This window comes from Streptomyces sp. NPDC101227 (assembly GCF_044767545.1).
In the GTDB taxonomy this organism is placed as follows: domain Bacteria; phylum Actinomycetota; class Actinomycetes; order Streptomycetales; family Streptomycetaceae; genus Streptomyces.
The window spans coordinates 1-20587 of record NZ_JBIWOD010000006.1; the positions used below are offsets into that span (position 1 = coordinate 1).

The window sequence follows — 20587 nt, forward strand, 5'->3', positions numbered from 1 at the left end:
GGGGGGGGGTTGGTTTTTGTTTGGGGTTTTTTTTTTGGTTTTCCCGGGGGGGGGGGGGGGGGGGGGGGCCGGGGGGGGGGGGGCCCCCCCCGGGGGGGGGCCCCCCCCGGGGGGGCCCCCCCCCCCGCCCGGTAGGTCAGGAGAGCGTGGCGACGGTCTTGCGGACCTTGTCGGCGATCTCGGTGGGCAGCGGGGCGTAGCCGAGCGCCTTGAGGGCCTTCTGGCCGTCCTCGCTGGAGACGTAGGTCAGGAAGGACTTGGTGGCGGGCAGGGTGTCGGCCTTGTTGCCCTTGTCGCAGGCGATCTCGTACGTCACCAGGGTGATCGGGTACGCGCCTTCGGCCTTGGTGGTGTAGTTGAGCTTCAGGGCCAGGTCGTTGCCCTCGCCGGCCGGCTTGGCCTCGGAGATCGCCTTGGAGGCGTTGTCGACGGTGGCCTCGACCGGGGCCTTGGCGCCGGTGTTCAGCTTGACCGTGGGGATCTTGCCGGCGGTGGCGTAGGACAGCTCGAAGTACGAGATCGCGCCGCTGGTCTGCTTGACCTGCGAGGAGACGCCGGAGGAGCCGGAGGCCGCCTGGCCGCCGGTGCCCTCCCACTTCTTGGCCGGCTCGTGCTTCCAGTCGCCGGGGGCGGCGGCCTTGAGGTACTTGGTGAAGTTGTCCGTCGTACCGGAGTCGTCGGAGCGGTGGAACGCCTGGATCTTGAGGTCCGGGAGCTTGGCGCCCGGGTTCAGCTTCTTGATGGCGGCGTCGTTCCACTTGGTGATCTTCGAGTCGAAGATCTTCGCCAGGGTGGGGGCGTCCAGGACGAGGTTGTCCACGCCGGGGACGTTGTAGCCGACCGCGATCGGGCCGCCGACCATCGGGAGGTCGATCGCCTGGCCGCCCTTGCAGAGCTTCTTCGACTTCGCGATCTCCTCGGGCTTGAGCGCCGAGTCGGAGCCCGCGAAGGCGGTCTGGCCCTGGAGGAAGGTGGTCACGCCGGCGCCGGAGCCGGTGGGCTGGTAGTTGATCTCGGTGCCCTTGCAGGCGCCGGCGTAGCTCTGGACCCACACGTCCATGGCGTTCTTCTGCGCGGAGGAGCCGGACGCGAGCAGCTTGCCCTTGCCCTCACACTTGATGTTCGCGGCCTTGGCGGCACCGCCGCCACCGCTGGAGCCGCTGGTGTCGTCGGAGCCGCACGCCGTCAGGGCCAGGGCACCGGAGACGGCGAGAGCGCCAACGGCGAGGGCGCGAACCCGGTTCTTGCGCTGAAGCTTCACTGTCGAGAGTTCCTTCCTGGGGCGCGCCGCTTCACCGGCGTGCTGGGGAGCTATGAGGGTGAGGTGACCAGCGCAACTTCCAGCGTCGGTCCGCCGTGGCGCGCTTGCCATCTGGGCGTGACGCGCACTCGGCACGGCCGAAATTAGGCAGATCAGGTGAAGCGGCCGATGGAGAGGAGTGAACGCAAGGTGAACCTCGGCCATCGGATGGGGGCGGGCGCCCGAGAGTGTCCGAAAACGTTCGGTCATTGCGGCACATAGGGGCCTAGCCATCGAGCATGCGTGCGCCGTGGGGTGTGATCGCCTGCCTGGTTGCCCGCCCGGTCGCCGGTCCGGCCGCGGTTGCCGATCTGGCGGCCCGGGTCGTCGCGGAAGGGAACGGAACGGGAGTGCCGCGCGTCCAACGGGGCGGCAATGTCCCGCCGTGGCGCGGGCCGTTGCGCGGCGGGCCTTGGGTGAATCGCTTCGCGCATTCCCCCGAGTACCCGGTGCACCGCCGCTCCCGCGCCCCTGCGGGCCATGGACCCGGACGGAACGGCCCGTCGCCCTGTTGAATTACCGGTTGGTATGGCAGCATCCGCGCGGGAGACGAACAACACGCGAATCGGTGCGGAACGACCGGAGGTGGCTGGTGGGGAGCCAGGGGGCACGGCAGGGCGTTCGGGGCGTACGGGGCAATGGGGACCACGGCGCTGTACGGAGCGGCCGGGTCGTGGCGTGCACGGTGGTGGTCCTGTGCGCGATGGGGCTGCTGGGCGGGACGGCGTCCGCCGCGTACGCGGATCCGAAGCCGGGGGAGAAGCGGGGCGCGAAACAGGGAACGGGACGGGAGTCAGGGCGGGGGACGGATTCCGCCGAGGCGTCGCTCAAGCACCTCGAGGACGTACGGAAGAAGATCGACGATCTCTACCGCAAGGCGGAGAAGGCCACCGACGCCTATAACGGGGCCAAGGAGCAGGTCGAGCTCCAGCAGAAAGAGATCGTCAAGCTGGCCCGGAACATCGACCGCACCCAGCAGAAGCTGGCCGCCCTCAAGCGTCAGGCGGGCGCGCTCGCCAGCGCGCAGTACCGCGGCGGCGGAATGCCCTCCGAGGCCAAGCTGATGCTGGGCGCCGACTCCGGCGGATTTCTCGACGATGCCACCCTGGTCCGTAAGGCGCAGCAGGCCGCCAAGGGTGTGATCGCTCAACTCTCCAGAACAAAGGGCGAGTTGGAGGGGTATTCAGAGGACGCGACGGACCGCTGGGAGCGGCTCGAGGCGAACCGCAAGAAGAAGGAAAGCGCGCAGCGCGACATCAAGAAAAAGATCGACGCGGCGAAGAAACTCGAATCCCGGCTGGCCGCCAAGGAAAAGGACCGGTTGAAGAAGCTGGAGGATGAGCGGGCGTTCCTCAAGCAGCAGAAATGGCTCGACTCCGGCGTGCTGGAGGAGATCAGCAACAAAGCCTCCCGCTTCGGGAAAAGGGCGATCTCGTTCGCCACGGCACAGATCGGCAAGGACTATGTATGGGGTGCCGAGGGGCCGGACACCTTTGACTGTTCCGGACTGACGCTGCGGGCGTGGCAGGCCGGCGGCACGACGATTCCGCGGACCTCGCAGGAGCAGTGGCGGCAGCTGCACCGGGTCGCGATCAAGGACATGCGGCCCGGGGACCTCATCATCTACTTCTCGGACGCCAGCCATGTCGGGATGTACATCGGCGACGGCGCGATCGTGCATGCTCCGCGGCCGGGCCGGCAGGTGACGATCACCGGGGCGGGCTCGATGCCGATCCTGGGCGTCGTGCGGCCGGATGCCGAATCCGACCGTGACGCGGACCGGTAGCGGCGGCGAGCGGCCGAAAGCGCCGGCATAAGCCGAGCGGAGTCGGGACGGGCGCCGAGGGAAGTCGGAGAAGTCGGTGCGGCCGGGGGAACGGGAACGCCCTTACCGCTGTCGGCGGCCATATGGCCGATAGGAGCCCCGTCTCGTGACCTGGGCCACTGGGTGAATGACCGGATTGATCGGTATCGGCCGGTTAACGGCGGGTAACCGCGCAGGGTCAGGATTCGGTCAGGCGGGGTGATGTTCGTCATTCCGCTTTCCTCCCGCCGCGCGCCAAATCGCAGATGAGGTGCCGCATATGACTTTGGCCGATTGCCATCGGCCATTCCAAACCGCTCGGCACTGACGCTATGGTCGCCTCTCAGTGCCCGGTAGTGCCTCGCTCATGTGACCGAAGAGCGGCAGCCAAATCCGGGCACGGTGGCGCGCCGCTCGGCGCGCCGCCGCACCCTCGGGGGGAGGGAAGGAACTGAGGAATGCCCGTACCCGTACCGCACCAGCGGACGGCCGTGCTGCCGCAACAGGCAGGACCGGTGGATGACGCCTGCGCGGACGCCGCGCAGGAGGCCGTCGCACCGGCGACGGGCGATGCCTCCCTCCAGGACGCCGGCGCCCCGGTGGCGGACGATGGCCTCGCCTCCGACGATCAGGGCGCGCTGCCCCAGGGTCTGATCCTGCTCCTCATCGGCGAGGACCCCAACAGCCCCATCCCCGACATGTGGGACTGGGCCGGCCGCAGGGTCCGGATGCGCACCGCCCGCAACCTCACCGAGGCCGAGCGCCTGCTCACCGACGATGTGCACTGCATCCTGCTCGACCTGGCCCCGCCCGAGCACACCGAGTGCGATGCGGCCGACGCCGACTGCCCCGGTGACGAGCTCGGCGCGCTGCGTGAGGTGCTGCGGATGGCGACCGGGCAGGCCGTCCTCGTCCTCACTTCGGAGACGGACGCGGAGCGGGCCGCCGATGCCGTACGGGTCGGCGCCCAGGACTACCTCTTCCGCGACGAGCTGGACGGCGCCGTGCTCAGCCGCGCCGTGCGCTACGCCGTCGAACGCAAACGCGCCGATCTCGCCCAGCGCCAGCTCACCGAATCGCGGATGCTCGCCCAGGAGAACGCCCGCCTCGAGCGCGGTCTCCTGCCGACGCCCCTCCTCGACGGCTCCGATCTGCGGTTCGCCGCCTGCTACCGCCCCGGCCGCAGCCGCGCGCTGCTCGGCGGCGACTTCTACGACACCGTCCGCACCCCGGACGGCACGGTTCACGCGATGATCGGCGATGTCTGCGGCCACGGCCCGGACGAGGCCGCCCTCGGCGTCGAACTGCGCATCGCCTGGCGGGCGTTGACCTTCGCCGGGCTGTGCGGTGACGAGCTGCTCGCCACCCTCCAGAAGGTGCTGGAGCACGAGCGCTCGGACGACGAGATCTTCGCGACCCTGTGCACCGTCGACATCTCCCCGGACGGCCGCCGCGCCGGCCTGTGCCTGGCCGGCCACCCCGCGCCGCTGCTGGCCCGCGCGGGACGGCCGCCGCGCCTGCTGCCGTACGAATTCGGCGGCCCGGCGCTCGGGCTGCTGCCCAACGCCCGCTGGGCGCGCCGGCAGGTCGAGCTGGGCGGCTCCTGGAGCCTGATGATGTACACCGACGGCCTGATCGAGGGCCGGATCGGCAAGGGCAATCAGCGGCTGGGCCAGGACGGCATGACCGACCTGGTCAGCCGCCAGATGGCGGCCGGTCTGCGCGGCGAGGAGCTGCTGGATGCCTCGGTGCGGGAAGTGCGCGATCTCAATGGCGGCGAGCTGACGGACGACGTGGCCGTGCTGCTGCTGGACCGGCGGTAGGGCCGAGGCCGGTGCCCCCGGGGGGTTACCGGCCGCCGTTGTACGGCCCGTACGGACCGTCGGAGCTGGAGCCGCCGCGGCGCGGGCCCCGGCCGCCGCCGGCGACCTGGCGGAGCGCCGGCCGGACGTCCACGGTGTAGACGATCACGGCGATCAGGCCGAGGATCGGCACGAACGCGTCGAAGGGCAGCAGGAAGAGCGCCGCCGTGGCCAGGCCGAGGAAGATCAGCCACATGCCCTTGTTCTGCTTGTTGGCCGCGCGGTAGGCGTCCTCGCGGTGCACCGCGGAATCGATGAGCATCACGGCGGCGTACACGCCCAGAGCCATCTGCACCCAGTACAGAAACTCTCCAAACCCGTACAACAGCACGCTTGCACCACCAGTCGCTCTACCGGCCCGAGCCTCTTGCGGCCCGGCCTCTTACGGCCCTGTTGCGGACCCACCGTACCCAACGGGCCGGGCACCCGAAGTGTGCCCGGCCCGACCCCGCTCAGCGCAAGGTGACGGAAGTCACTTGGCGGCAGGGGGCGTGGTCTTCTTCGCCACCGGCTTGCGCGCCGGGGGAGTGGTCTTCTTCGCTCCGGCCGGCCTGCCGTCCGCGGTCTTCGTGCCGTTCGCGGTGGTGGCCCTGCCCGCGGCCGAGTTGTGGTTCGCCGCCGACTGCGACTGGGGCTCGGACTTCGTGGTCGACTCCGGCTCGATCGCCACCGCGAGCTCCTCGACGTGGTCGGCGGTCTGTCCGCGCCAGCTGTCCACCGCGCCGCGGCCCCGCTCGGCCAGCTCGTCGTAGGTCTCCCGCACCTGCACGGCGGCCTCGGCGGCCCGGCCCAGGCCCTGCAGCGCGATGTCCTGTGCCTGGTCGCGGAGCTTCTTCAGGTCACCGTCCAGCGAACCCAGCAGCTCGGTCAGCTTCTCCTGAGCGTCCTTGGCCTGCTTGGCGAGCCGGTCCTGTACGTCCTTGGGGTCGGTGGCCCGTACCGCCTCGAAGCGCTTGGGCGCCTCGGCGCGGATCTTCTCGACGAAGGCCGGCACCTCGCCGAGCTTTTCGGCGGCCAGGTCGGCGGCACCGGCCAGGGCGTACAGCGGGGTCGCGTCGGTGACGGTCTTGCGGAGGTCATCGGTGATGGCCATGCGTTCTTCCTCCTGGAAACGAAATCGGTTGCTCAGGTGGCGTGCGGGCCGCCGTCGGCCTCTGACTCTGGGGAGTCCGAACCGCGCCCGTTCTCATGCCCGTTCGCAGTGCGGTCCGCGCTGCTCCCGAGCCCGTTCTCCTTGCGGAAGGACTCGTAGATCTGCAGCAGGACCTGCTTCTGCTTCTCGTTCAGCGACGGATCGGTGCGTATCGCGGTCTGCACCTCGACCCCGTCCAGCCCCTGTCGCTCATCGAGGATCCCGGCCTGGACGTACAGCGTCTCGGCGGAGATCCGCAGCGCCTTGGCCAGCTGCTGCAGGATCTCCGCACTCGGCTTGCGCAAGCCGCGCTCGATCTGGCTGAGATACGGGTTGGACACCCCCGCGGCATCCGCGAGCTGCCGCAGGCTCAGCTGCGCCGTGCGCCGCTGCTCCCGCAGGAACTCACCGAGATTGCCGACGTTGAGTGATGCCATGACTCGATACTGCACGGTAGTGCTAACTATTGCAAGCAAGCGCTAGCAAAAGTGGGGGTGTGTTTGGCGCGGCGGGCCGCTCAGGGCTGAGCCGTGGCGACCTTCACGCCGAAGCCGATCAGGACGACGCCGGTGACACGGTCCATGGCCCTGCGTACGGCGGGCTTCTCGAAGAACGCGCGGGCCCTGGCCAGCACCATCACATAGCTGCCGAGCCAGAGGAACGTAAGGGCCGCATGCAGCAGCACCAGGAGCGCCATGCCGGCCTGCGGGGGGAGGCCCGAGGGGGCGAGGGTGGGCAGCAAGCCGGTGTAGAAGACGGCGATCTTCGGGTTGAAGACATTGCTGACGAACCCGGACCGCCAGGCGCTGCCCGCCTGGGGCGGCGCGCTCGCCGGCGAAGCCTCCGCGCGCCCGCGCCGGCTGTTCCACAGCGCCTGGACGCCGAGAAACGCCAGGTAGAACGCTCCGGCCAGCTTGACGAGGGTGTAGGCCGTCGCGGAGGCGGCGAGCACCGCGGCCAGGCCCACCACCGTGAGCACGCCCCAGGCGAGCAGCCCCGCCGTGATGCCGCCGACGGTCCGCAGGCCGTCCCGCCAGCCTGAGGTGAGGGCGCGTTTCGTCGTCACCGCCATGTCCGGACCGGGAACCATGGTCAGCACGGCGAGCACGCCGGCCGCGGCAAGGAACTGTACGAACATGGGTTCAGTCTCGCATTCCGTACGCGGCCACTCCGGCCGGCGGGCGCGACCGCGTGAAACCGGCGCCGGGATCTCCCGCGACATGGCGCGTGCCGATGCCCGTAGTACCCACTTTTTTGTGGGTACTTGGCAGCGGATGACGAGCGGGCGAATCTGGTGACGGGCGGCCGGCGGGCCGCCGGACGCGGAGGGGACGGAGGCGTTTGCGTCAGGAGGCCGAGGGGGCCTCGGCGAGCTTTGCCAGGCGGCGGTGGCCCCAGTCGGAAACGGGGCCCAGCGCCTCGGAGAGCTCGCGGCCGAAGGCGGTCAGGGAGTACTCGGTCTTCAGCGGCAGCACATCGTGCACCTCCCGGTGCACGAGTTCGTCCGTCTCCATTTCGCGGAGCGCCTGCGTCAGCACCTTCTCGCTGAGGCCGGGCAGCTGCCGGCGCAGCTCCCCGGGGCGCTGCGGGCCGGACTCCAGCAGCCAGAGCAGCGCCGTCTTCCACTTGCCGTCGATCACGGCGATCGCGGCGGTCACTCCGCAGACATTCGGGTCCTGGGCACGACTGCGTGTCATCTGCGTCCCGTTCCTTTTCCCGTTCCGGTTTCTGTTTCCGCTGCGGCTTTCTGTTTCTCTTCGTTTTCTCTTCGTTGTTTTTGATGTTATTTCAAGGGAGTTGAGCTCATGTCCAGTGCGTCCATGCACTCCGAACAGTCCTCCGTCACCGTGCTCGGGCTGGGGCCGATGGGCCGGGCGCTGGCCGGTGCGTTTCTGAATGCCGGTCTGCGGACGACGGTCTGGAACCGGACGCCCGGACGGGACCGGGAGTTGGCCGGGCGGGGGGCGGTCGGCGCGCGATCGGCCGAGGAGGCGGTCGCCGCGAGCGGGCTGACCGTGGTCTGCGTGGTGAACTACGACGCGGCGGACGCCATTCTGCGGCGCGACGCGGTCACCGGTGCGCTCAAGGGGCGCACCGTCGTGAACCTGACCGCCGACACCCCGAACCGGGCCCGGGACACCGCGGACTGGGCGGCCGGGCACGGCATCCGGTACCTGGACGGCGCGATCATGACGCCGACCACCACCATCGGAACGCCGGCCGCGGTGTTCCTCCACAGCGGCCCGGAAGAGCTCTACCGGGAGCACCGCCCGGTACTGGACGCGCTGGGCGGCACCCACACCCACCTCGGCGAGGAGATCGGCCGGGCGGCGGCCTACGACATCGCGCTGCTCGACATCTTCTGGACCGCGATGGCGGGCTATGCGCACGCCCTGGCGGTGGCGCGGGCGGAGGGTGTCACCGCGCGCGAGCTGGCACCGTTCGCCAAGGGCATCGGCGCGATCCTGCCGCCGCTCTTCGAAGAGACCGCGGCGGAAGCGGACGACGGCGGCTTCTCCGGCGAGGGCAATCCGCTCACCTCGGCGGTGTCGTCCATGGCGCATATCGTCCACACCTCCGAGGCCCATGGCATCGACGCGGGCGTGATGCGCGCGGCCGAGGGCATGGCCCGTCGCGCCATCGGGCGGGGGCACGGCGCGGACGGGTTCATCCGGATCGCCGAGGTCCTCGGCCGCGGGTAGGTGGGCAGGCCGGTAGGCAGGCAGGTTCGCCGGCGTCTTGTGGGCGGGCGGGTGGTCAGGCGGCGGATGCCGAGGGGGGCTCGGCGCGTCGCCGGGCGGTCCGGCCGGGGAGTCTGACGGCAAGCAGGGCGCCGGCGGCGGCGACGGCCGCGAGGGCTGTGAGGGTGGTGCCCATGGCCGAGGTGAAGGCCGGGCCGCTCCAGTGGGGACCGTCGCCGGGTGCCGGCGGGTGTCCCGCGCCGCTCGGTGCGGCGAGGGTCACCAGCATGGTCGCGGCGGCGACGCCGAGTGCCGGGCCGATGTTCATGGCGGTCTGCTGGAGGCCGCCGGCCACCCCGGCGTCGGCCACGGAGGCGTGGCGGACGATGACGGCCGTCGCGGTCACCATCACCGTGCCGAAACCGGCGCCCAGCAAGAGGAACCCGCCGCCGATCGCCACCGCCGACGACGACTGGTCGAGGCGGGAGAGGAGCAGGATGCCGACGGCGAGCAGGGCCATCGCCGCGGCGGTCGTCCGGCGGGGGCCCTGCCGGCGTTGCAGTACGGCCGAGGCGGGCGCGCTCAGCACCATCATCGCGGCCAGGGGGAGCACACGCAGAGCGCTCTGGAGCGGGTCGAGGGCGAGGACGTCCTGGAGGAAGTAGGTGGCGACGAACAGCGTGCCGAACATCGCCGCCGATGCGGAGAGGAGGACGCCGAGCGCCGAGGCGACGGTTGCCGAGCCGAGTACGGCGGGCGGCACCAGTGGGCTCGTCGTGCGGCGTTCGTGCCGGACGAACGCGATGCCTGCCGCCGTCGCCGCGACGAGTCCCAGCGCGGTCGTCGCCGTCCAGCCGGATTCCGGTATGCCGACGAGGGTGTGCACCAGGCACGCCAGGGCGGTCGCGAGCAGGCAGGCACCGGGCAGGTCGAGACGGGTGGCGGACGCGGTCTGACGGGGTGTCGGTATCCGTGCGAGTGTCGGTATCCGTACGAGCAGCGCCAGTACGCCGATGGCGAGCGCGGGTGCGACGTTGAGGAGGAAGACGGACTGCCAGCCCAGGCGGGCGGTCAGGGCGCCGCCGATGACCGGGCCCGCGGCGGCGGCCAGCCCGATGGCGCTCGTCCGGAGCGCGATGGGCATGCCGATTTCGTCGGGCGGGTACGTGGCGCGCAGCATGCCCAGGGTGGCCGGTTGCAGCAGCGCGCCGAAGATTCCCTGGACGATGCGCAGGGCGATCACCCAGCCGACGCCGGGCGCCAGGGCGATCCCCGCCGAGGCGGCGCCGAAGCCCAGGATGCCGAGGGCGAAGACCCGTTGGTGGCCGTACCGGTCGCCGAGCCGGCCCGCGAAGACGAGCAGGGCGGCCACGGCGATGAGGTAGCCGGTGCTGGTCCACTGGACCTGGACGAAGGAGGCGTGCAGGTCTCGTTGCAGGGAGGGCTGGGCGACGGTCAGCACGGTGCCGTCGAGGGCGACGATCACGGCTCCGATGATGCTGCCGGCGAGGGCCAGGCGCCGGTGGCGGGGGCGCCGAGGGGCGTTCTCGGGAGGGTTCTCGGGGTGGGCTTCGCGTCGGTGCTCGGCGTGGGGTGTGGGGGTCACCGGTCCGCCGCATCCGGTCCGAGGTGGGCGTCGAGCGCGGCGCGGAGCAGCGGTTCGACGGTGTCGGCGCCGGTGGCGAGGGGGAGGCTGCCCCAGCCCCACAGCTGGGCGATGCCGTGCAGGTTCCCCCACAGCGCGCCCGCGACGACCGCCGGTGTCGCGGCCGGCTCCGCGTCCGATGGCGGTCGCGCCCGGGTGACGAGCCGGACGAGTGTGTCGAAGAGCGGCAGGCTGGTGTCCCGCAGGCCCAGTTCGTTGCTCTCCAGCAGGTCGTGACGGAACATCAGCTCATACATGCCGCGGTGGGTGAGGGCGAAGTCGAGGTAGACCCCGCTCAGCTGGAGGAGTTGGGCGCGAGCGGCCTGCCGGGTGTCCCGGTCGCCGTCGGCGAGCGCGTCGGTGACCTTGGCGGCGAGGTCGGCGAAGCCCCGGCGGGCGATGGCGGACAGCAGGGACAGGTGGGTCGGGAAGTAGCGCCGCGGCGCCCCGTGGGAGACGCCGGCCTGACGGGCGATCTCGCGCAGGGACAGCGCCTGGATTCCCTCTCGGGTGACGAGGTCGACGCCGACGTCCACCAGCCGGGCGCGCAGGCCCGCTTCCTTGTCGTCGCTGCCGGGGAGGGGCGGGGGTGCGGGTGTCGGCGCGGGCGTGGACATCGGCTTGGTCATAGACACTGTCTACCAGAGGTTGTAGACAGTGTCTACGGCACTCCACCGGCCGGTCGGCGTACTCCCGCGCCACGGGGTCGGCGTGAGAGGCTGAAGGGAAAGGAATGACGATGTGAGCACCCCAAGCCGACATATTTCATAACGAGAAAGACCGGCGGCCCGGCCGGTCCGCCGCGAGAACCAGGACCGGCGCGGAAAACGGTGGCGTGGGTGTGCGCGTGAGCGTGTGAGTGCGCGTGAGCCTGCGGCGTTACTCCGGCTGAATTTCGGCACGATTGCCCGCCCCATTGCCTGCCCCACTGCGTCCTGGCCGCCGCCCCGGCAGTGTGGTGACCCTCCGCGCCTCGCACGCGAGGGGCAACACCGCGTGACTGCACCACCCGATCTGCCGGTTCCTTGAGCGGCCGGTCGGCTCCGCCCGGGGACCTCGGCGCAGAAGAGAGCTCCCGATGAAACGCATCGCTGAGCGACTGCGCGCCTCACCCACGCCCTCGGCCGACGCCTCGGCGCAGCCGTTGGCGTCCGCCGGCGACTGCGGTCTCTTTCTTGTCCGGATTACCTTCGGCCTGCTCATGGCGGGACACGGCGCCCAGAAGCTTTTCGGGATGTTCGGCGGCGGCGGTCTGTCGGAAACCGCCGGGGGATTTTCCAGGCTGGGCTATCACCCCGGAAAGGTCTACGCCGTGATCGGCGGCGCGTCCGAGTTCCTCGGCGGCCTCGGCCTGGCGCTGGGGCTGCTGACCCCGCTGGCGGCCGCCGCCCTGATCGGCGTGATGATCAACGCCATGGTCACCGTCACCGCGGCGCACGGCCTGTGGGCGATCAGCGGCGGCACGGAGTACAACGTCTGCATCGCGGTCGTCGCCCTCGCCATCGCCGCCACCGGCCCCGGCCGGCTCTCCCTGGACCGGCCGTTCCGCTGGGGGAAGGGCGGTTGGGGTGAGGCGGCCTTCGCCCTGTTTGCGGGGGGTGTCGGCGCCGCCATTGTCCTGCTCATCTAGCCGTCATTGATTGCTTGCCCAGGTGATGCCCGCGTGACGTGATGCCCGCGTGACGTGATGCCCGAGCGAGGTGATGCCTGCACGACGGGCGTGGCGAGCGGCACCATGGCGGCATGACGGCCACCCCGGACGCCGCCGACTCGGCGCTGCCCTTCTCCCGCATCAAGATCCGTACTGCCGCGCTGGTGTTCTGCGGCGATGAGGTCGCCCTCATCCGCCGTGACCGGCCCGCCGGGCCCCTCTACAGCGTGCCCGGCGGCAACGTCGAGTCCGGCGAGAGCCTTCCGGGTGCGCTGCGCCGCGAGCTGGCGGAGGAACTTGCCCTCGACATCGACCGGGCCGAGGACGGCGGGCTCTTGTGGGTGGTCGATCAGATGGTCCGCCGGCCGGGGCCGGCTCCGTCGCCGCGCAAGCTGCATCTGGTCCACCGGCTGCACATCGCCGAGGCCGTACGCGCCGGCCTGGCCACCGAGGAGTACGACGCGTTGCCCGACGGGTCTCAGGACGTCGGCGTGATCGAGTGGATCGACTATCGCAAGACGGCCGAGCTGCACATCTTTCCCCCGCTCGGGCCGGCGCTCGCCGCGCTCCCGGACGCGCGTGCCGCCGTCGCCGACGCGGCGCTGGAGGCCGTCACGGACGACACCTATGTATGGCGGTGATGTCGTGCGGTCGGTGGTGATCCCGTACGCGGTGATGCCGTACGGCCGGCGGTGTCCCGTCGCCGGGGGCAAGCCGTCGCCGGGGGGGCAAGCCGTCATCCGGCGTCCCCCGTGCCGTCATCAGAGGCCGCTGGTCGAGGAGGGCCCGCGGGGGTCACTCCTTGAGCCAGAAGCTCACGCCGTCCAGCCAGGCATCCAGCAGCCGTGCATCGCCCAGGATCTCGATGCCGTCGCCGTGCGGGCGGCGTCGGCCGTAGACGAGCAGCAGCAGGTCGGCGACGGGGCCGCGGACCGCGACGGCGGCCTTTTCGTGGGCGCGGCGCCAGGTGATGGTGTCGCCCGTGAGGTCGATCAGCCATTCCGCCGCGGCCTGCGGCGCGGTGTCGGTCGCGTGGAAGTGGAGGGTGCTGGTGGGGCGGCCCAGCAGGTCGTACATCTCCGGCTTGGTCTCCAGCACCTGAGCGAGTGAGCCGAAGGCCATCCACTCGTCGAGGCCGTCGACGGCGACCGCGGCGTCGACGGCGAATTCCGCGCCGACGGCGAACGACGCATCGGCCCGGTGGACGACCGTCTCATGGGTCATACGGCGCGCCCAGAACTCCGGGGTGCCGCCGGGCACCACGGTCCATACCTCGGCGTCCGGTCCGGCCGCGCGCAATGCGTCCGCCAGTTGCTCGGCGCCTTCGGCGAGCCAGGCGCCGAGCGCGGCGGGATCCTCGTCGTGGAAGCCGAAGACGTCATTGACCTGGGCGTCGGAGACCTCCCGCGTGGCCCGGGTCCGGATGATCGTCTCGGTCCAGCGGTGTGCCCCGCCGAGGTGCCGCAGCAGCTGGCCGAGGGTCCAGTCGGGGCAGCCGGGCACCGGCGTCGTCAGGTCTGCGCGTTCGACGACGGACCTCAACATGTCGGTCTGCGCGACGATTTCGGTGCAGTGGCGCGCGAAGCTCAGGCTCGTCGAAGGCATGCCGTCACGGTAGCCCCGGGCGGCGCGGGGCGCCGTTCTTTATTGCCGGTGGTCGCGCCCTCGTCGCGGTCTCGTCCCGATGATCACCGTGGCGTACCACTCGTCGGACACCGCCACCTGGGGGATCAGTCCGTTGCGGGCGAAGGTTTCGACGGCGCGGTCGGCCTGGCGCTCGCTGGTCTCGACGAGCAGATGGCCGCCGGGCGCCAGCCACTGTGGCGCCGCGGCGGTCACCCGGCGCAGTACGTCGAGCCCGTCCGCGCCGCCGTCGAGCGCCACCAGCGGCTCGTGCTCGCGGGCCTCCGCGGGGAGCAGGCCGACCTCCTCGGACGGTACGTACGGGACGTTGGCCACCAGGACGTCGATACGGCCCCGGATCGCGGCGGGCAGCGGGGCGAAGAGGTCGCCCTCGTACACCTCGCCGCCGACGGCGCCGATATTGCGGCGGGCGCAGCGCACCGCCGCGGGTTCGATATCGGCCGCGTACAGCTCGACCCGGTCCAGCGCCGTGCCCAGCGCGGCGCCCACCGCGCCGGAGCCGCAGCACAGATCGACGACGACCGTACGGTCCGGTGTGGCGCGGGCCGCCCGGCGGCCGAGGGCGACGGCCCGGCCGACGAGGAATTCGGTGCGCCGGCGGGGCACGAAGACGCCGGGGTCCACGGTCACTCGCAGTCCGTGGAACTCCGCCCAGCCGACGACGTGTTCGAGGGGAAGTCCGAGGGACCGCCGTTCCACCATGGTGGCGAGCTGGGCCGGGGTGCGGGCCGCGGAGACGAGCAACTCCGCCTCGTCCTCGGCGAAGACACAGCCCGCGGCGCGGAGCCTGGCGATGACGGCGGGGCGGGCGAGGGCCGGCGGGACGGCTATGGAGCCGGCCGACGCGGAGGCCGACGAGGCAGCCGCGGGAAAGGGAGAGGAGCCGAGCGGGGAGGGGGATGACGCGTGGGGTGCGGCGTTGCCTGCTGAGACGCGGGAGGAGCCGTGCGATGCGCCGCGGGTCGAGCTGAGTGAGGAACGCTGGGTCGGCATACGAGCCTGTGAGCCTTTCGGGACGCCGATGGGCGCTCCCGGGTCACTTGTGCCGGACAGTCACCTGAGTCCGGTGGACCGTGCGGCGTGAGACGGGAGCACCTGCCTGATCTGGCGGGAAATCGGTCTCACCTCCTTGGTCGATCCCTTGTTGGGACGGCAAGAGTACCCGAGGGCGGGCGGGACCGCGCCGGGAGCGTCGCTGTCGTCGATTCCTGACGGCCCGCCAGTACGGGCCGCGATGCCTTCGCGCACTCCTCTTGCGGGTCCTCTCGCCGTTCCTCTTGCCATTCCTCTTACCGTTCCTCTGGCCATTCCTCTCGCCTACGCTCCGATGGCGCCGACCTCGACGGAGGCGATGCGGCCGGCGTCGTCGAAGGAGACATCGGCCGTGCTGCCGTTGGGCAGTTCGGCGCTGATCCGGCCGGAGCCGGGGCGCTGCGGAAGCCGGTGTCGTGCGAAGTAGCCGGAGACCACCGACCGGGCCGAGCCGCCCGGATGAACTCCCGCGCCGGTGAGCAGCATGCGCGGCAGGGTCACCGGGTCGGGCGCGGCCAGCGGCACCTGCGGATCGTCGGGGACCATGTACAGCCGGGCGTCGGGGGAGGCCTGGACGCCTATGTAGCCGGCCGCGCCGAGTACGCCCATCGCGGCGAAGGCGAGAGTCTCCACGGCCATCCGCGGGTCACCGCACCCGGACAGGCCGAGGGCCTCCTCGGTGAACTCGCGCACGCCGTGTGCCTGCCCGAACTGCCGCAACGACTGAGCCGCACCGACCGCCGGGGTGCCCTGCAAGCCGGGGTTGGCCCAGCCCCACAGCCATGAGCCATCGGACTCGTCATAGCTGCCCAGGATGGATATCCGCAGGTCGCGGCCGCCCTGCTGGTAGAGCCGCCGGTCGAGATCGGCGTTCCACGGCCCGCTCGGCATAAAGGCGTTGAACGTTTCCAGCTGCTCCGCGGCCCAGGCGGCGTGCGGTTCGGCGACCCGTACGAAGGCCTCGCTAAAGGGGGAAGTGGCGGTTGGTGGCGGCGAGTTCGAGTCCATGAGGTGACCCTAGTGGCCGGTGTGGTGAGTGGTGCTGAGGTGGCTGAGGGGAGTGAGGGGAGTGAGGGGTCTCGGGGATGCGGCCCGCCGTCCTGCTGCCTGTTGACTTCGAGTGCGCTTCAACTCCTACCGTTTGGAACGTGATCACGGGGACCGCCCGGGATCCATCCTCGGTACGGCGCCTGGAGGCGGCAGCATGACGGACAATTCCACACGTCAGCTTGGTGAGTTGGCGGTTTTCGCGCAGGGGCTCGGATGCATGGGGATGAGCCACGGTTACGGGAACTCGGACGACGCGCAGTCGATCGCCACCATCAACAGGGCGCTCGACCTCGGCGTCAGCCTGCTGGACACCTCCGACTTCTACGGTGCGGGGCACAACGAGGAGCTGATCGGGCGGGCCATCGCAGGGCGGCGGGACGAGGTGACGCTGGCGACCAAGTTCGGCTTCGCCAACCGGCTGGGCGAGCCGACCGCCATCCGCGGTGACGCCGCGTATGTACGGGAGGCCTGCGACGCCTCGCTGCGCCGTCTCGGCGTCGACCACATCGACCTCTACTACCAGCACCGGGTCGACCCCGATGTGCCGATCGAGGAGACCGTCGGCGCGATGGCCGAACTCGTCGCGGCCGGCAAGGTACGCCACCTCGGGCTCTCCGAGGCGGGGGCGGCGACCATCCGGCGGGCGCATGCGGTGCATCCGATCGCCGCGCTGCAGAGCGAGTGGTCGCTGTGGACCCGCGATCTGGAGCACGAGATCGCGCCGGTGTGCCGGGAGCTCGGCATCGGGCTGGTGCCGTTCTCGCCGCTCGGCCGTGGCTTCCTGACCGGGCGTTACACCTCGGTGGAGGGGCTGGAGAAGACCGACGTCCGCCGTTCCCAGCCGCGCTTCGCCGACGGCAACCTGGAGCAGAACCTGGCCATCGTGGACAAGCTCAACGAGCTGGCCGCCGCGAAGGGGGTCACCGCCGGGCAGCTCGCGCTGGCCTGGGTGCAGCACCGCGGGAACGATGTCGTGCCGATCCCGGGCACCCGTCGCGAGAAGTACCTGGAGGAGAACCTCGGCGCGCTGAACGTGGAGCTGTCCCCCGAGGACCTCGCCGCGATCGACGCCGCGGCCCCGGCCGGTCAGATCGCCGGCACGCGGTACGACGAGACGAGCATGGGGTTCGTGGGCCGCTGAGCCCGGCACCCCGACGGCCCGCCGGGCCCGGTCACGCCGGGGACATTATCTCGTAGAGGTTGCGGGAGTCGTCGCCGAAGTAGAGGCCGCGGGCGCACAGCGGGTGGTCGGTCCGCCCGTTGTCCGGCGAGGCGGGGTGGTTGCCGAAGGGAATGCCCGCCGCCCGGATGCGGGCGAGGATTCCGTCGAACGTCTCGGGGTCGACGTCGAAGGCCAGATGATGGCCTTCGGGGTCCGGCACCGTCATGAAGTCGAGGGTGAGCGTTTCGTTCACGCGGACGGGGGCGAAGCGCCCTCGCCCGTTCTCGGCTTTGCTCGAAGGGGCCTCGAGCCCCATGACCGTCGCGAAGTACCGGGCGGCCGCGTGGTGATCGACGGCCGGGACGATGGTGTGGTTGAGGCTGATCGTCATTGCCTGCTCTTCCCTGGGGCGTTGAGGGTGCCGTGCAGCAGTACGGCGATGAGCTCTTCCGGCGTCAGCGGGGCATCGGCCTCCGCGACCGGGGTCTGCATCCGCGTGAAGAGCAGGCCGAGGAAGGCGGCGGCGACCTTCTCGGGCGGCAGGCGCAGCTTGTCCTGGTCGGGTTCGATCAGGTCGATGACGCCGTTGCGCAGGGAGGCGAAGGACCGCGCCCGGCTGTCCGGCGCCGGGCGGTCGGCCGGGTGGGCGGGGCCGCCGGGCTCGCGCCCGCGGCGGTGACCGGAGGCGTGCAGCGAGCCGACGACGGCGCCCACCCGCTCCAGATGGGCATGCAGCGCCTCGGCCGCCTCCGTCAGTCGTATCTCGAGCGGTTCCGCGAGGTCGATGGAGCCGAGCTCGCGCAGCACATGGTCCGTGCCGATGGCCTCCGCGACGCAGGCGTCCAGCACCTCGTCCTTGTCCTTGAACGCCCGGAAGATCGTGGCCTCACCGATTCCGGCGGCGCGCGCGATCTGGCTGGTGGTGACGGCCGCGCCGTACTCCGCCACGAGCGGCAGTGCGGCCGTCACGATCATGATCCGGCGCTGGTCGATGCTCATGCCCGGGGCGCGGCGGCGGGGCGCGGCCGCGCCGGCGGACGTCGTTTCCGCAGATTCCGCGGATTGCGCAGTTTCCGAAGTTCGTGGCGTCATGACATTCACGGTACGGAGTGAGTGCTCACTCCGTCAATGGATTTGGCCGTCGGATCCGAGTCGCGAGCGCACCCGGCGCCCGTTACCTACACTTTTGTCCGTCGCCTCGAGGGAAGGACGACGCGTGATGGGCATGGACTGGAAGCTCGAACTGGTGCCGGTTCCGGTGTCCGACATCGACCGGGCGAAGCGCTTCTACAGCGAGCAGGTGGGATTTGTCGTCGATCACGACACCCGCGTCGGCGAGGACGTACGCATCGTGCAGCTGACGCCGCCGGGGTCGGGCTGCTCCATCGTCATCGCCGAGGGCGCGGGTGTCGAGGCGCCGGAGCCGGGGTCGGTGCAGGGGCTGCAGCTGGTCGTCTCCGATATCGCGGCGGCCCGGGCGCAGTTGGTCGAGCGGGGAGTGGCGGCCGGTCCCGTACAGCATGTGGAGAACGGCGCGATGGCCGACGGGCCGGGCGAGCCGTGGAACTCGTTCGTCTACTTCAGCGATCCGGACGGGAACGGCTGGGCGCTGCAGGAGCGGCCGGCCGAGGGGGTGCCCGGATAAGGGGTGTGACCTGCGGCGTGGGCGCGTAGCGGGGAGATTTCCGGTCGCGCCGGGAAATCGGCGGACCGGTCCGACCCGGTTCCGGACGCGATCTGGGACGCCGCCGCCGACCACTACGACGAGCGGCAACTGGCCGGCCTGATCCTGTGGATCGGCGTGACCAACCTCTTCAACCGCCTCAACCCGACCACCCGCCAGGTCGCCGGGGAAGTGGCCTGGTAACGGAATTCCGGTGGGCCCCGGACCGTTCCGATGCGCGTGCAGGCAACGCCCGCCGCGACGCGCGCGGCGGGCCGGCGAGGGCGGTCAGGCCTCCGCCGGGTGACGCCGGGGGAAGGTGGCCTCCAGGTGCGTCATATGGGTGCGGCCCCAGGCGCCGAGGGGCGCCAGCGCCTCGTTGAGGGAGGCGCCCCGGCCGGTGAGGGAGTACTCGACCTTCGGCGGGACCTGGTCGTGGACATCGCGGTGCACGATGCCGTCGGCCTCGAGTTCGCGCAGCTGCTGGGCCAGCACCTTCTCGCTGATCTTCGGCAGCTCCCGGCGCAGTTCGCCGAACCGCCGCGGGCTCTCGGCCAGAGCCCACAGCAGCAGCACCTTCCACTTGCCGCCGATCACATCCACGGCGGCGTCCAGACCGCATTCGTACGGACCCTTGCGTGCGCTCATGCCCCATGCCCCCTGAAGTCGTTCCGGCCGAGGGCAATTATCCGCGGGACGGGCGCGCACGGGTGTCACAGCCCTTGCGCCGCCATCCATTCAGGGTCGGGGTCGATGGTCTGGAGCACCTCGATCAGGGTGCCCTCGGGGCCCCAGACGTTGAAGCGGCGCTGTCCCCAGGGTTCGTCGCGAAGCGGTTCGGCTATGTGGACGCCCTTGTCGCGCAGCGCGGCCTCCTCCGCCGCCGCGTCCTCCACCAGGAAGCCGAGGAGTACGCCGCCGGTTTCCTGGGCGCGGAACCCTTCGGGCATCGCCGCGTGGCCGCGCTGCGTGAAGTCGAGGGTGTAATCGGGGTGTTGGGGGTGCTGGAGGCTGGCGTACCAGTCGAGCTCGACGAGCGGCCGGAAGCCGAAGTGGTCCGTGTAGAAGCGGGTGCTGGCGGCGACGTCGTCGGTGAGCAGGGCGGTGCCGAGTTTGGTGAATCGCATACGGGTCTCCTCGTGTTCGTGCCGTGCGTGGGTGGTCGGGCGGCGCGGCACGAGACCGCAACCGCCTAACCACTCCGGCTGTAGTGCTCCATTTGTAGTACTCTTCCTGTAGTGGTTGCAAGTGATTTCGGGAACGAGTTGTTCCGGGATCCGGCGGACTCCGAGCCCATCGGCTTCCGGTGCGGGCTCGAGGAGGGAGAGCAGCGGAATGGTGCGTAATCCGGAGCGGCGTACGACCCTGGTGGACGCCGCGATCGAGGTGCTGGCGAAGGACGGCGCCCGCGGGCTGACCTTCCGGGCCGTTGACGCGGCCGCGGGAGTGCCGAAGGGGACCGCGTCCAACTACTTCGCCAGCCGCGACGATCTGCTGGCCCAGGTCACCGGCCAGATCCACCAGCGCATCGCCCCCGACCCGGACGAGGTCGCCGAGGTGATGGCGGCGCCGCCGAGCCGGGAGCTGGTGGCCGAGCTGATGCGCTGGATCAACCGCCGGGTGACGGAGAACCGTACGGGCTATCTGGCGATGCTGGAGCTGCGCCTTGAGGCCACCCGGCGGCCCGAGCTGCGGGCGGAGCTGACCCGGGCCATCCGCGAGACGCTGGATGAGGACATCCGCTTCCACCTGGAGGGCGGGCTGCCGGGTGACCGGACGGCCGTGATGCTGATCTACCTGGCGATGACCGGGCTGATGCTGGAGCAGCTCACGCTGCCGGGGGTGGTGCCGGTCGAGGAGACGGACGGGCTGATCTCCACCCTGGTCGACCGGACGGTCGGCCCGGAAGCCGGGTGATCGAGTAGCCGAGTAACGGAGTGGGTGGGGCGGCCGGGCGGCGA

At 71.0% G+C, this 20587-nt stretch carries 23 protein-coding genes and 1 pseudogene; 9 read left to right on the forward strand and 15 right to left on the reverse strand.

The window, feature by feature from the left end; genetic code table 11:
* Positions 1 to 136: 136 nt before the first annotated feature.
* On the reverse strand, positions 137 to 1261 hold the full coding sequence (pstS, locus tag ACIRPT_RS15030) for a phosphate ABC transporter substrate-binding protein PstS (protein WP_403827110.1): 1125 nt from the start codon (positions 1259 to 1261) through the stop codon (positions 137 to 139).
* Between the two features lie 712 nt (positions 1262 to 1973).
* Between pstS and ACIRPT_RS15035 the strand changes: the two genes are divergently transcribed.
* Both ACIRPT_RS15035 and ACIRPT_RS15040 read left to right on the forward strand, forming a co-directional pair.
* Positions 1974 to 3086, forward strand: a complete 1113-nt coding sequence (locus ACIRPT_RS15035) for an NlpC/P60 family protein (RefSeq protein WP_403827112.1) — start codon at positions 1974 to 1976, stop codon at positions 3084 to 3086.
* A gap of 476 nt (positions 3087 to 3562) precedes the next feature.
* The gene (locus ACIRPT_RS15040) at positions 3563 to 4927 is read left to right on the forward strand and encodes a PP2C family protein-serine/threonine phosphatase (protein ID WP_403510950.1); all 1365 of its coding nucleotides are present in this window, start codon (positions 3563 to 3565) and stop codon (positions 4925 to 4927) included.
* Between the two features lie 25 nt (positions 4928 to 4952).
* Here ACIRPT_RS15040 and ACIRPT_RS15045 read toward each other — a convergent pair whose 3' ends face one another.
* The 5 genes from ACIRPT_RS15045 to ACIRPT_RS15065 all read right to left on the reverse strand — a co-directional run bounded on the left by ACIRPT_RS15045 (position 4953) and on the right by ACIRPT_RS15065 (position 7795).
* A complete protein-coding gene (locus ACIRPT_RS15045) occupies positions 4953 to 5297 on the reverse strand; it encodes a DUF2516 family protein (protein WP_403510953.1) in 345 nt (114 codons plus the stop codon).
* A 141-nt stretch (positions 5298 to 5438) separates the two neighbouring features.
* On the reverse strand, positions 5439 to 6059 hold the full coding sequence (locus ACIRPT_RS15050; RefSeq protein ID WP_403827115.1) for a hypothetical protein: 621 nt from the start codon (positions 6057 to 6059) through the stop codon (positions 5439 to 5441).
* A 32-nt stretch (positions 6060 to 6091) separates the two neighbouring features.
* Entirely contained in the window at positions 6092 to 6535 is a 444-nt protein-coding gene (locus ACIRPT_RS15055; RefSeq protein ID WP_403510958.1) for a helix-turn-helix domain-containing protein, read from the reverse strand.
* 80 nt (positions 6536 to 6615) lie between these two features.
* Complete coding sequence (locus ACIRPT_RS15060; RefSeq protein WP_403827117.1) at positions 6616 to 7236, reverse strand: LysE family translocator; 621 nt, start codon at positions 7234 to 7236, stop codon at positions 6616 to 6618.
* Positions 7237 to 7444: 208 nt separating this feature from the next.
* Positions 7445 to 7795 carry a winged helix-turn-helix transcriptional regulator gene (locus ACIRPT_RS15065; RefSeq protein ID WP_403827119.1) on the reverse strand — a complete coding sequence of 117 codons (351 nt, stop codon included), beginning with the start codon at positions 7793 to 7795 and terminating at the stop codon, positions 7445 to 7447.
* A 108-nt stretch (positions 7796 to 7903) separates the two neighbouring features.
* On the opposite strand from ACIRPT_RS15065, the gene ACIRPT_RS15070 reads away from it, so the two are divergent.
* Positions 7904 to 8800 (forward strand): NAD(P)-dependent oxidoreductase, encoded by an 897-nt coding sequence (locus ACIRPT_RS15070; protein WP_403827121.1) that lies wholly within the window; start codon positions 7904 to 7906, stop codon positions 8798 to 8800.
* A gap of 55 nt (positions 8801 to 8855) precedes the next feature.
* Here ACIRPT_RS15070 and ACIRPT_RS15075 read toward each other — a convergent pair whose 3' ends face one another.
* Together ACIRPT_RS15075 and ACIRPT_RS15080 are read right to left on the reverse strand one after the other, a co-directional pair.
* Positions 8856 to 10295, reverse strand: a complete 1440-nt coding sequence (locus ACIRPT_RS15075; RefSeq protein WP_403827901.1) for an MFS transporter — start codon at positions 10293 to 10295, stop codon at positions 8856 to 8858.
* An 86-nt stretch (positions 10296 to 10381) separates the two neighbouring features.
* Positions 10382 to 11041 carry a TetR/AcrR family transcriptional regulator gene (locus ACIRPT_RS15080; RefSeq protein ID WP_403827903.1) on the reverse strand — a complete coding sequence of 220 codons (660 nt, stop codon included), beginning with the start codon at positions 11039 to 11041 and terminating at the stop codon, positions 10382 to 10384.
* Positions 11042 to 11502: 461 nt separating this feature from the next.
* On the opposite strand from ACIRPT_RS15080, the gene ACIRPT_RS15085 reads away from it, so the two are divergent.
* On the forward strand, positions 11503 to 12054 hold the full coding sequence (locus ACIRPT_RS15085) for a DoxX family protein (protein WP_403827123.1): 552 nt from the start codon (positions 11503 to 11505) through the stop codon (positions 12052 to 12054).
* Positions 12055 to 12167: 113 nt separating this feature from the next.
* Positions 12168 to 12716, forward strand: coding sequence for an NUDIX domain-containing protein (locus ACIRPT_RS15090; protein WP_403827125.1), 549 nt, complete (start codon positions 12168 to 12170; stop codon positions 12714 to 12716).
* Between the two features lie 154 nt (positions 12717 to 12870).
* Here the strand turns inward: ACIRPT_RS15090 and ACIRPT_RS15095 are convergent, their stop codons facing one another.
* The 3 genes from ACIRPT_RS15095 to ACIRPT_RS15105 all read right to left on the reverse strand — a co-directional run bounded on the left by ACIRPT_RS15095 (position 12871) and on the right by ACIRPT_RS15105 (position 15759).
* Positions 12871 to 13680: a maleylpyruvate isomerase family mycothiol-dependent enzyme gene (locus tag ACIRPT_RS15095; RefSeq protein ID WP_403827127.1), complete on the reverse strand. Its 810-nt coding sequence runs from the start codon at positions 13678 to 13680 to the stop codon at positions 12871 to 12873.
* A 39-nt stretch (positions 13681 to 13719) separates the two neighbouring features.
* A complete protein-coding gene (locus ACIRPT_RS15100; RefSeq protein WP_403827129.1) occupies positions 13720 to 14712 on the reverse strand; it encodes a putative protein N(5)-glutamine methyltransferase in 993 nt (330 codons plus the stop codon).
* Positions 14713 to 15036: 324 nt separating this feature from the next.
* Positions 15037 to 15759 carry a DUF6882 domain-containing protein gene (locus ACIRPT_RS15105; protein ID WP_403827131.1) on the reverse strand — a complete coding sequence of 241 codons (723 nt, stop codon included), beginning with the start codon at positions 15757 to 15759 and terminating at the stop codon, positions 15037 to 15039.
* Positions 15760 to 15955: 196 nt separating this feature from the next.
* Here ACIRPT_RS15105 and ACIRPT_RS15110 point away from each other — a divergent pair, with 196 nt between their 5' ends.
* Positions 15956 to 16942, forward strand: a complete 987-nt coding sequence (locus tag ACIRPT_RS15110) for an aldo/keto reductase (protein WP_403827133.1) — start codon at positions 15956 to 15958, stop codon at positions 16940 to 16942.
* 31 nt (positions 16943 to 16973) lie between these two features.
* Here ACIRPT_RS15110 and ACIRPT_RS15115 read toward each other — a convergent pair whose 3' ends face one another.
* Both ACIRPT_RS15115 and ACIRPT_RS15120 read right to left on the reverse strand, forming a co-directional pair.
* Positions 16974 to 17354 (reverse strand): VOC family protein, encoded by a 381-nt coding sequence (locus tag ACIRPT_RS15115; protein WP_403827135.1) that lies wholly within the window; start codon positions 17352 to 17354, stop codon positions 16974 to 16976.
* Positions 17351 to 17962 carry a TetR/AcrR family transcriptional regulator gene (locus ACIRPT_RS15120; protein WP_403827137.1) on the reverse strand — a complete coding sequence of 204 codons (612 nt, stop codon included), beginning with the start codon at positions 17960 to 17962 and terminating at the stop codon, positions 17351 to 17353. The genes ACIRPT_RS15115 and ACIRPT_RS15120 overlap by 4 nt, the downstream gene beginning before the upstream one ends.
* Positions 17963 to 18188: 226 nt before the next feature.
* Between ACIRPT_RS15120 and ACIRPT_RS15125 the strand changes: the two genes are divergently transcribed.
* Complete coding sequence (locus ACIRPT_RS15125; RefSeq protein ID WP_403827905.1) at positions 18189 to 18608, forward strand: VOC family protein; 420 nt, start codon at positions 18189 to 18191, stop codon at positions 18606 to 18608.
* 54 nt (positions 18609 to 18662) lie between these two features.
* Positions 18663 to 18830: pseudogene (locus ACIRPT_RS15130) on the forward strand (carboxymuconolactone decarboxylase family protein); the annotation flags it as partial.
* Between the two features lie 84 nt (positions 18831 to 18914).
* Here the strand turns inward: ACIRPT_RS15130 and ACIRPT_RS15135 are convergent.
* Together ACIRPT_RS15135 and ACIRPT_RS15140 are read right to left on the reverse strand one after the other, a co-directional pair.
* Positions 18915 to 19274: a winged helix-turn-helix transcriptional regulator gene (locus tag ACIRPT_RS15135; protein WP_403827139.1), complete on the reverse strand. Its 360-nt coding sequence runs from the start codon at positions 19272 to 19274 to the stop codon at positions 18915 to 18917.
* Positions 19275 to 19339: 65 nt separating this feature from the next.
* Positions 19340 to 19753: a VOC family protein gene (locus ACIRPT_RS15140; RefSeq protein WP_403827141.1), complete on the reverse strand. Its 414-nt coding sequence runs from the start codon at positions 19751 to 19753 to the stop codon at positions 19340 to 19342.
* Positions 19754 to 19961: 208 nt separating this feature from the next.
* Here ACIRPT_RS15140 and ACIRPT_RS15145 point away from each other — a divergent pair, with 208 nt between their 5' ends.
* Entirely contained in the window at positions 19962 to 20543 is a 582-nt protein-coding gene (locus ACIRPT_RS15145; protein ID WP_403827143.1) for a TetR/AcrR family transcriptional regulator, read from the forward strand.
* Positions 20544 to 20587 lie beyond the last annotated feature (44 nt).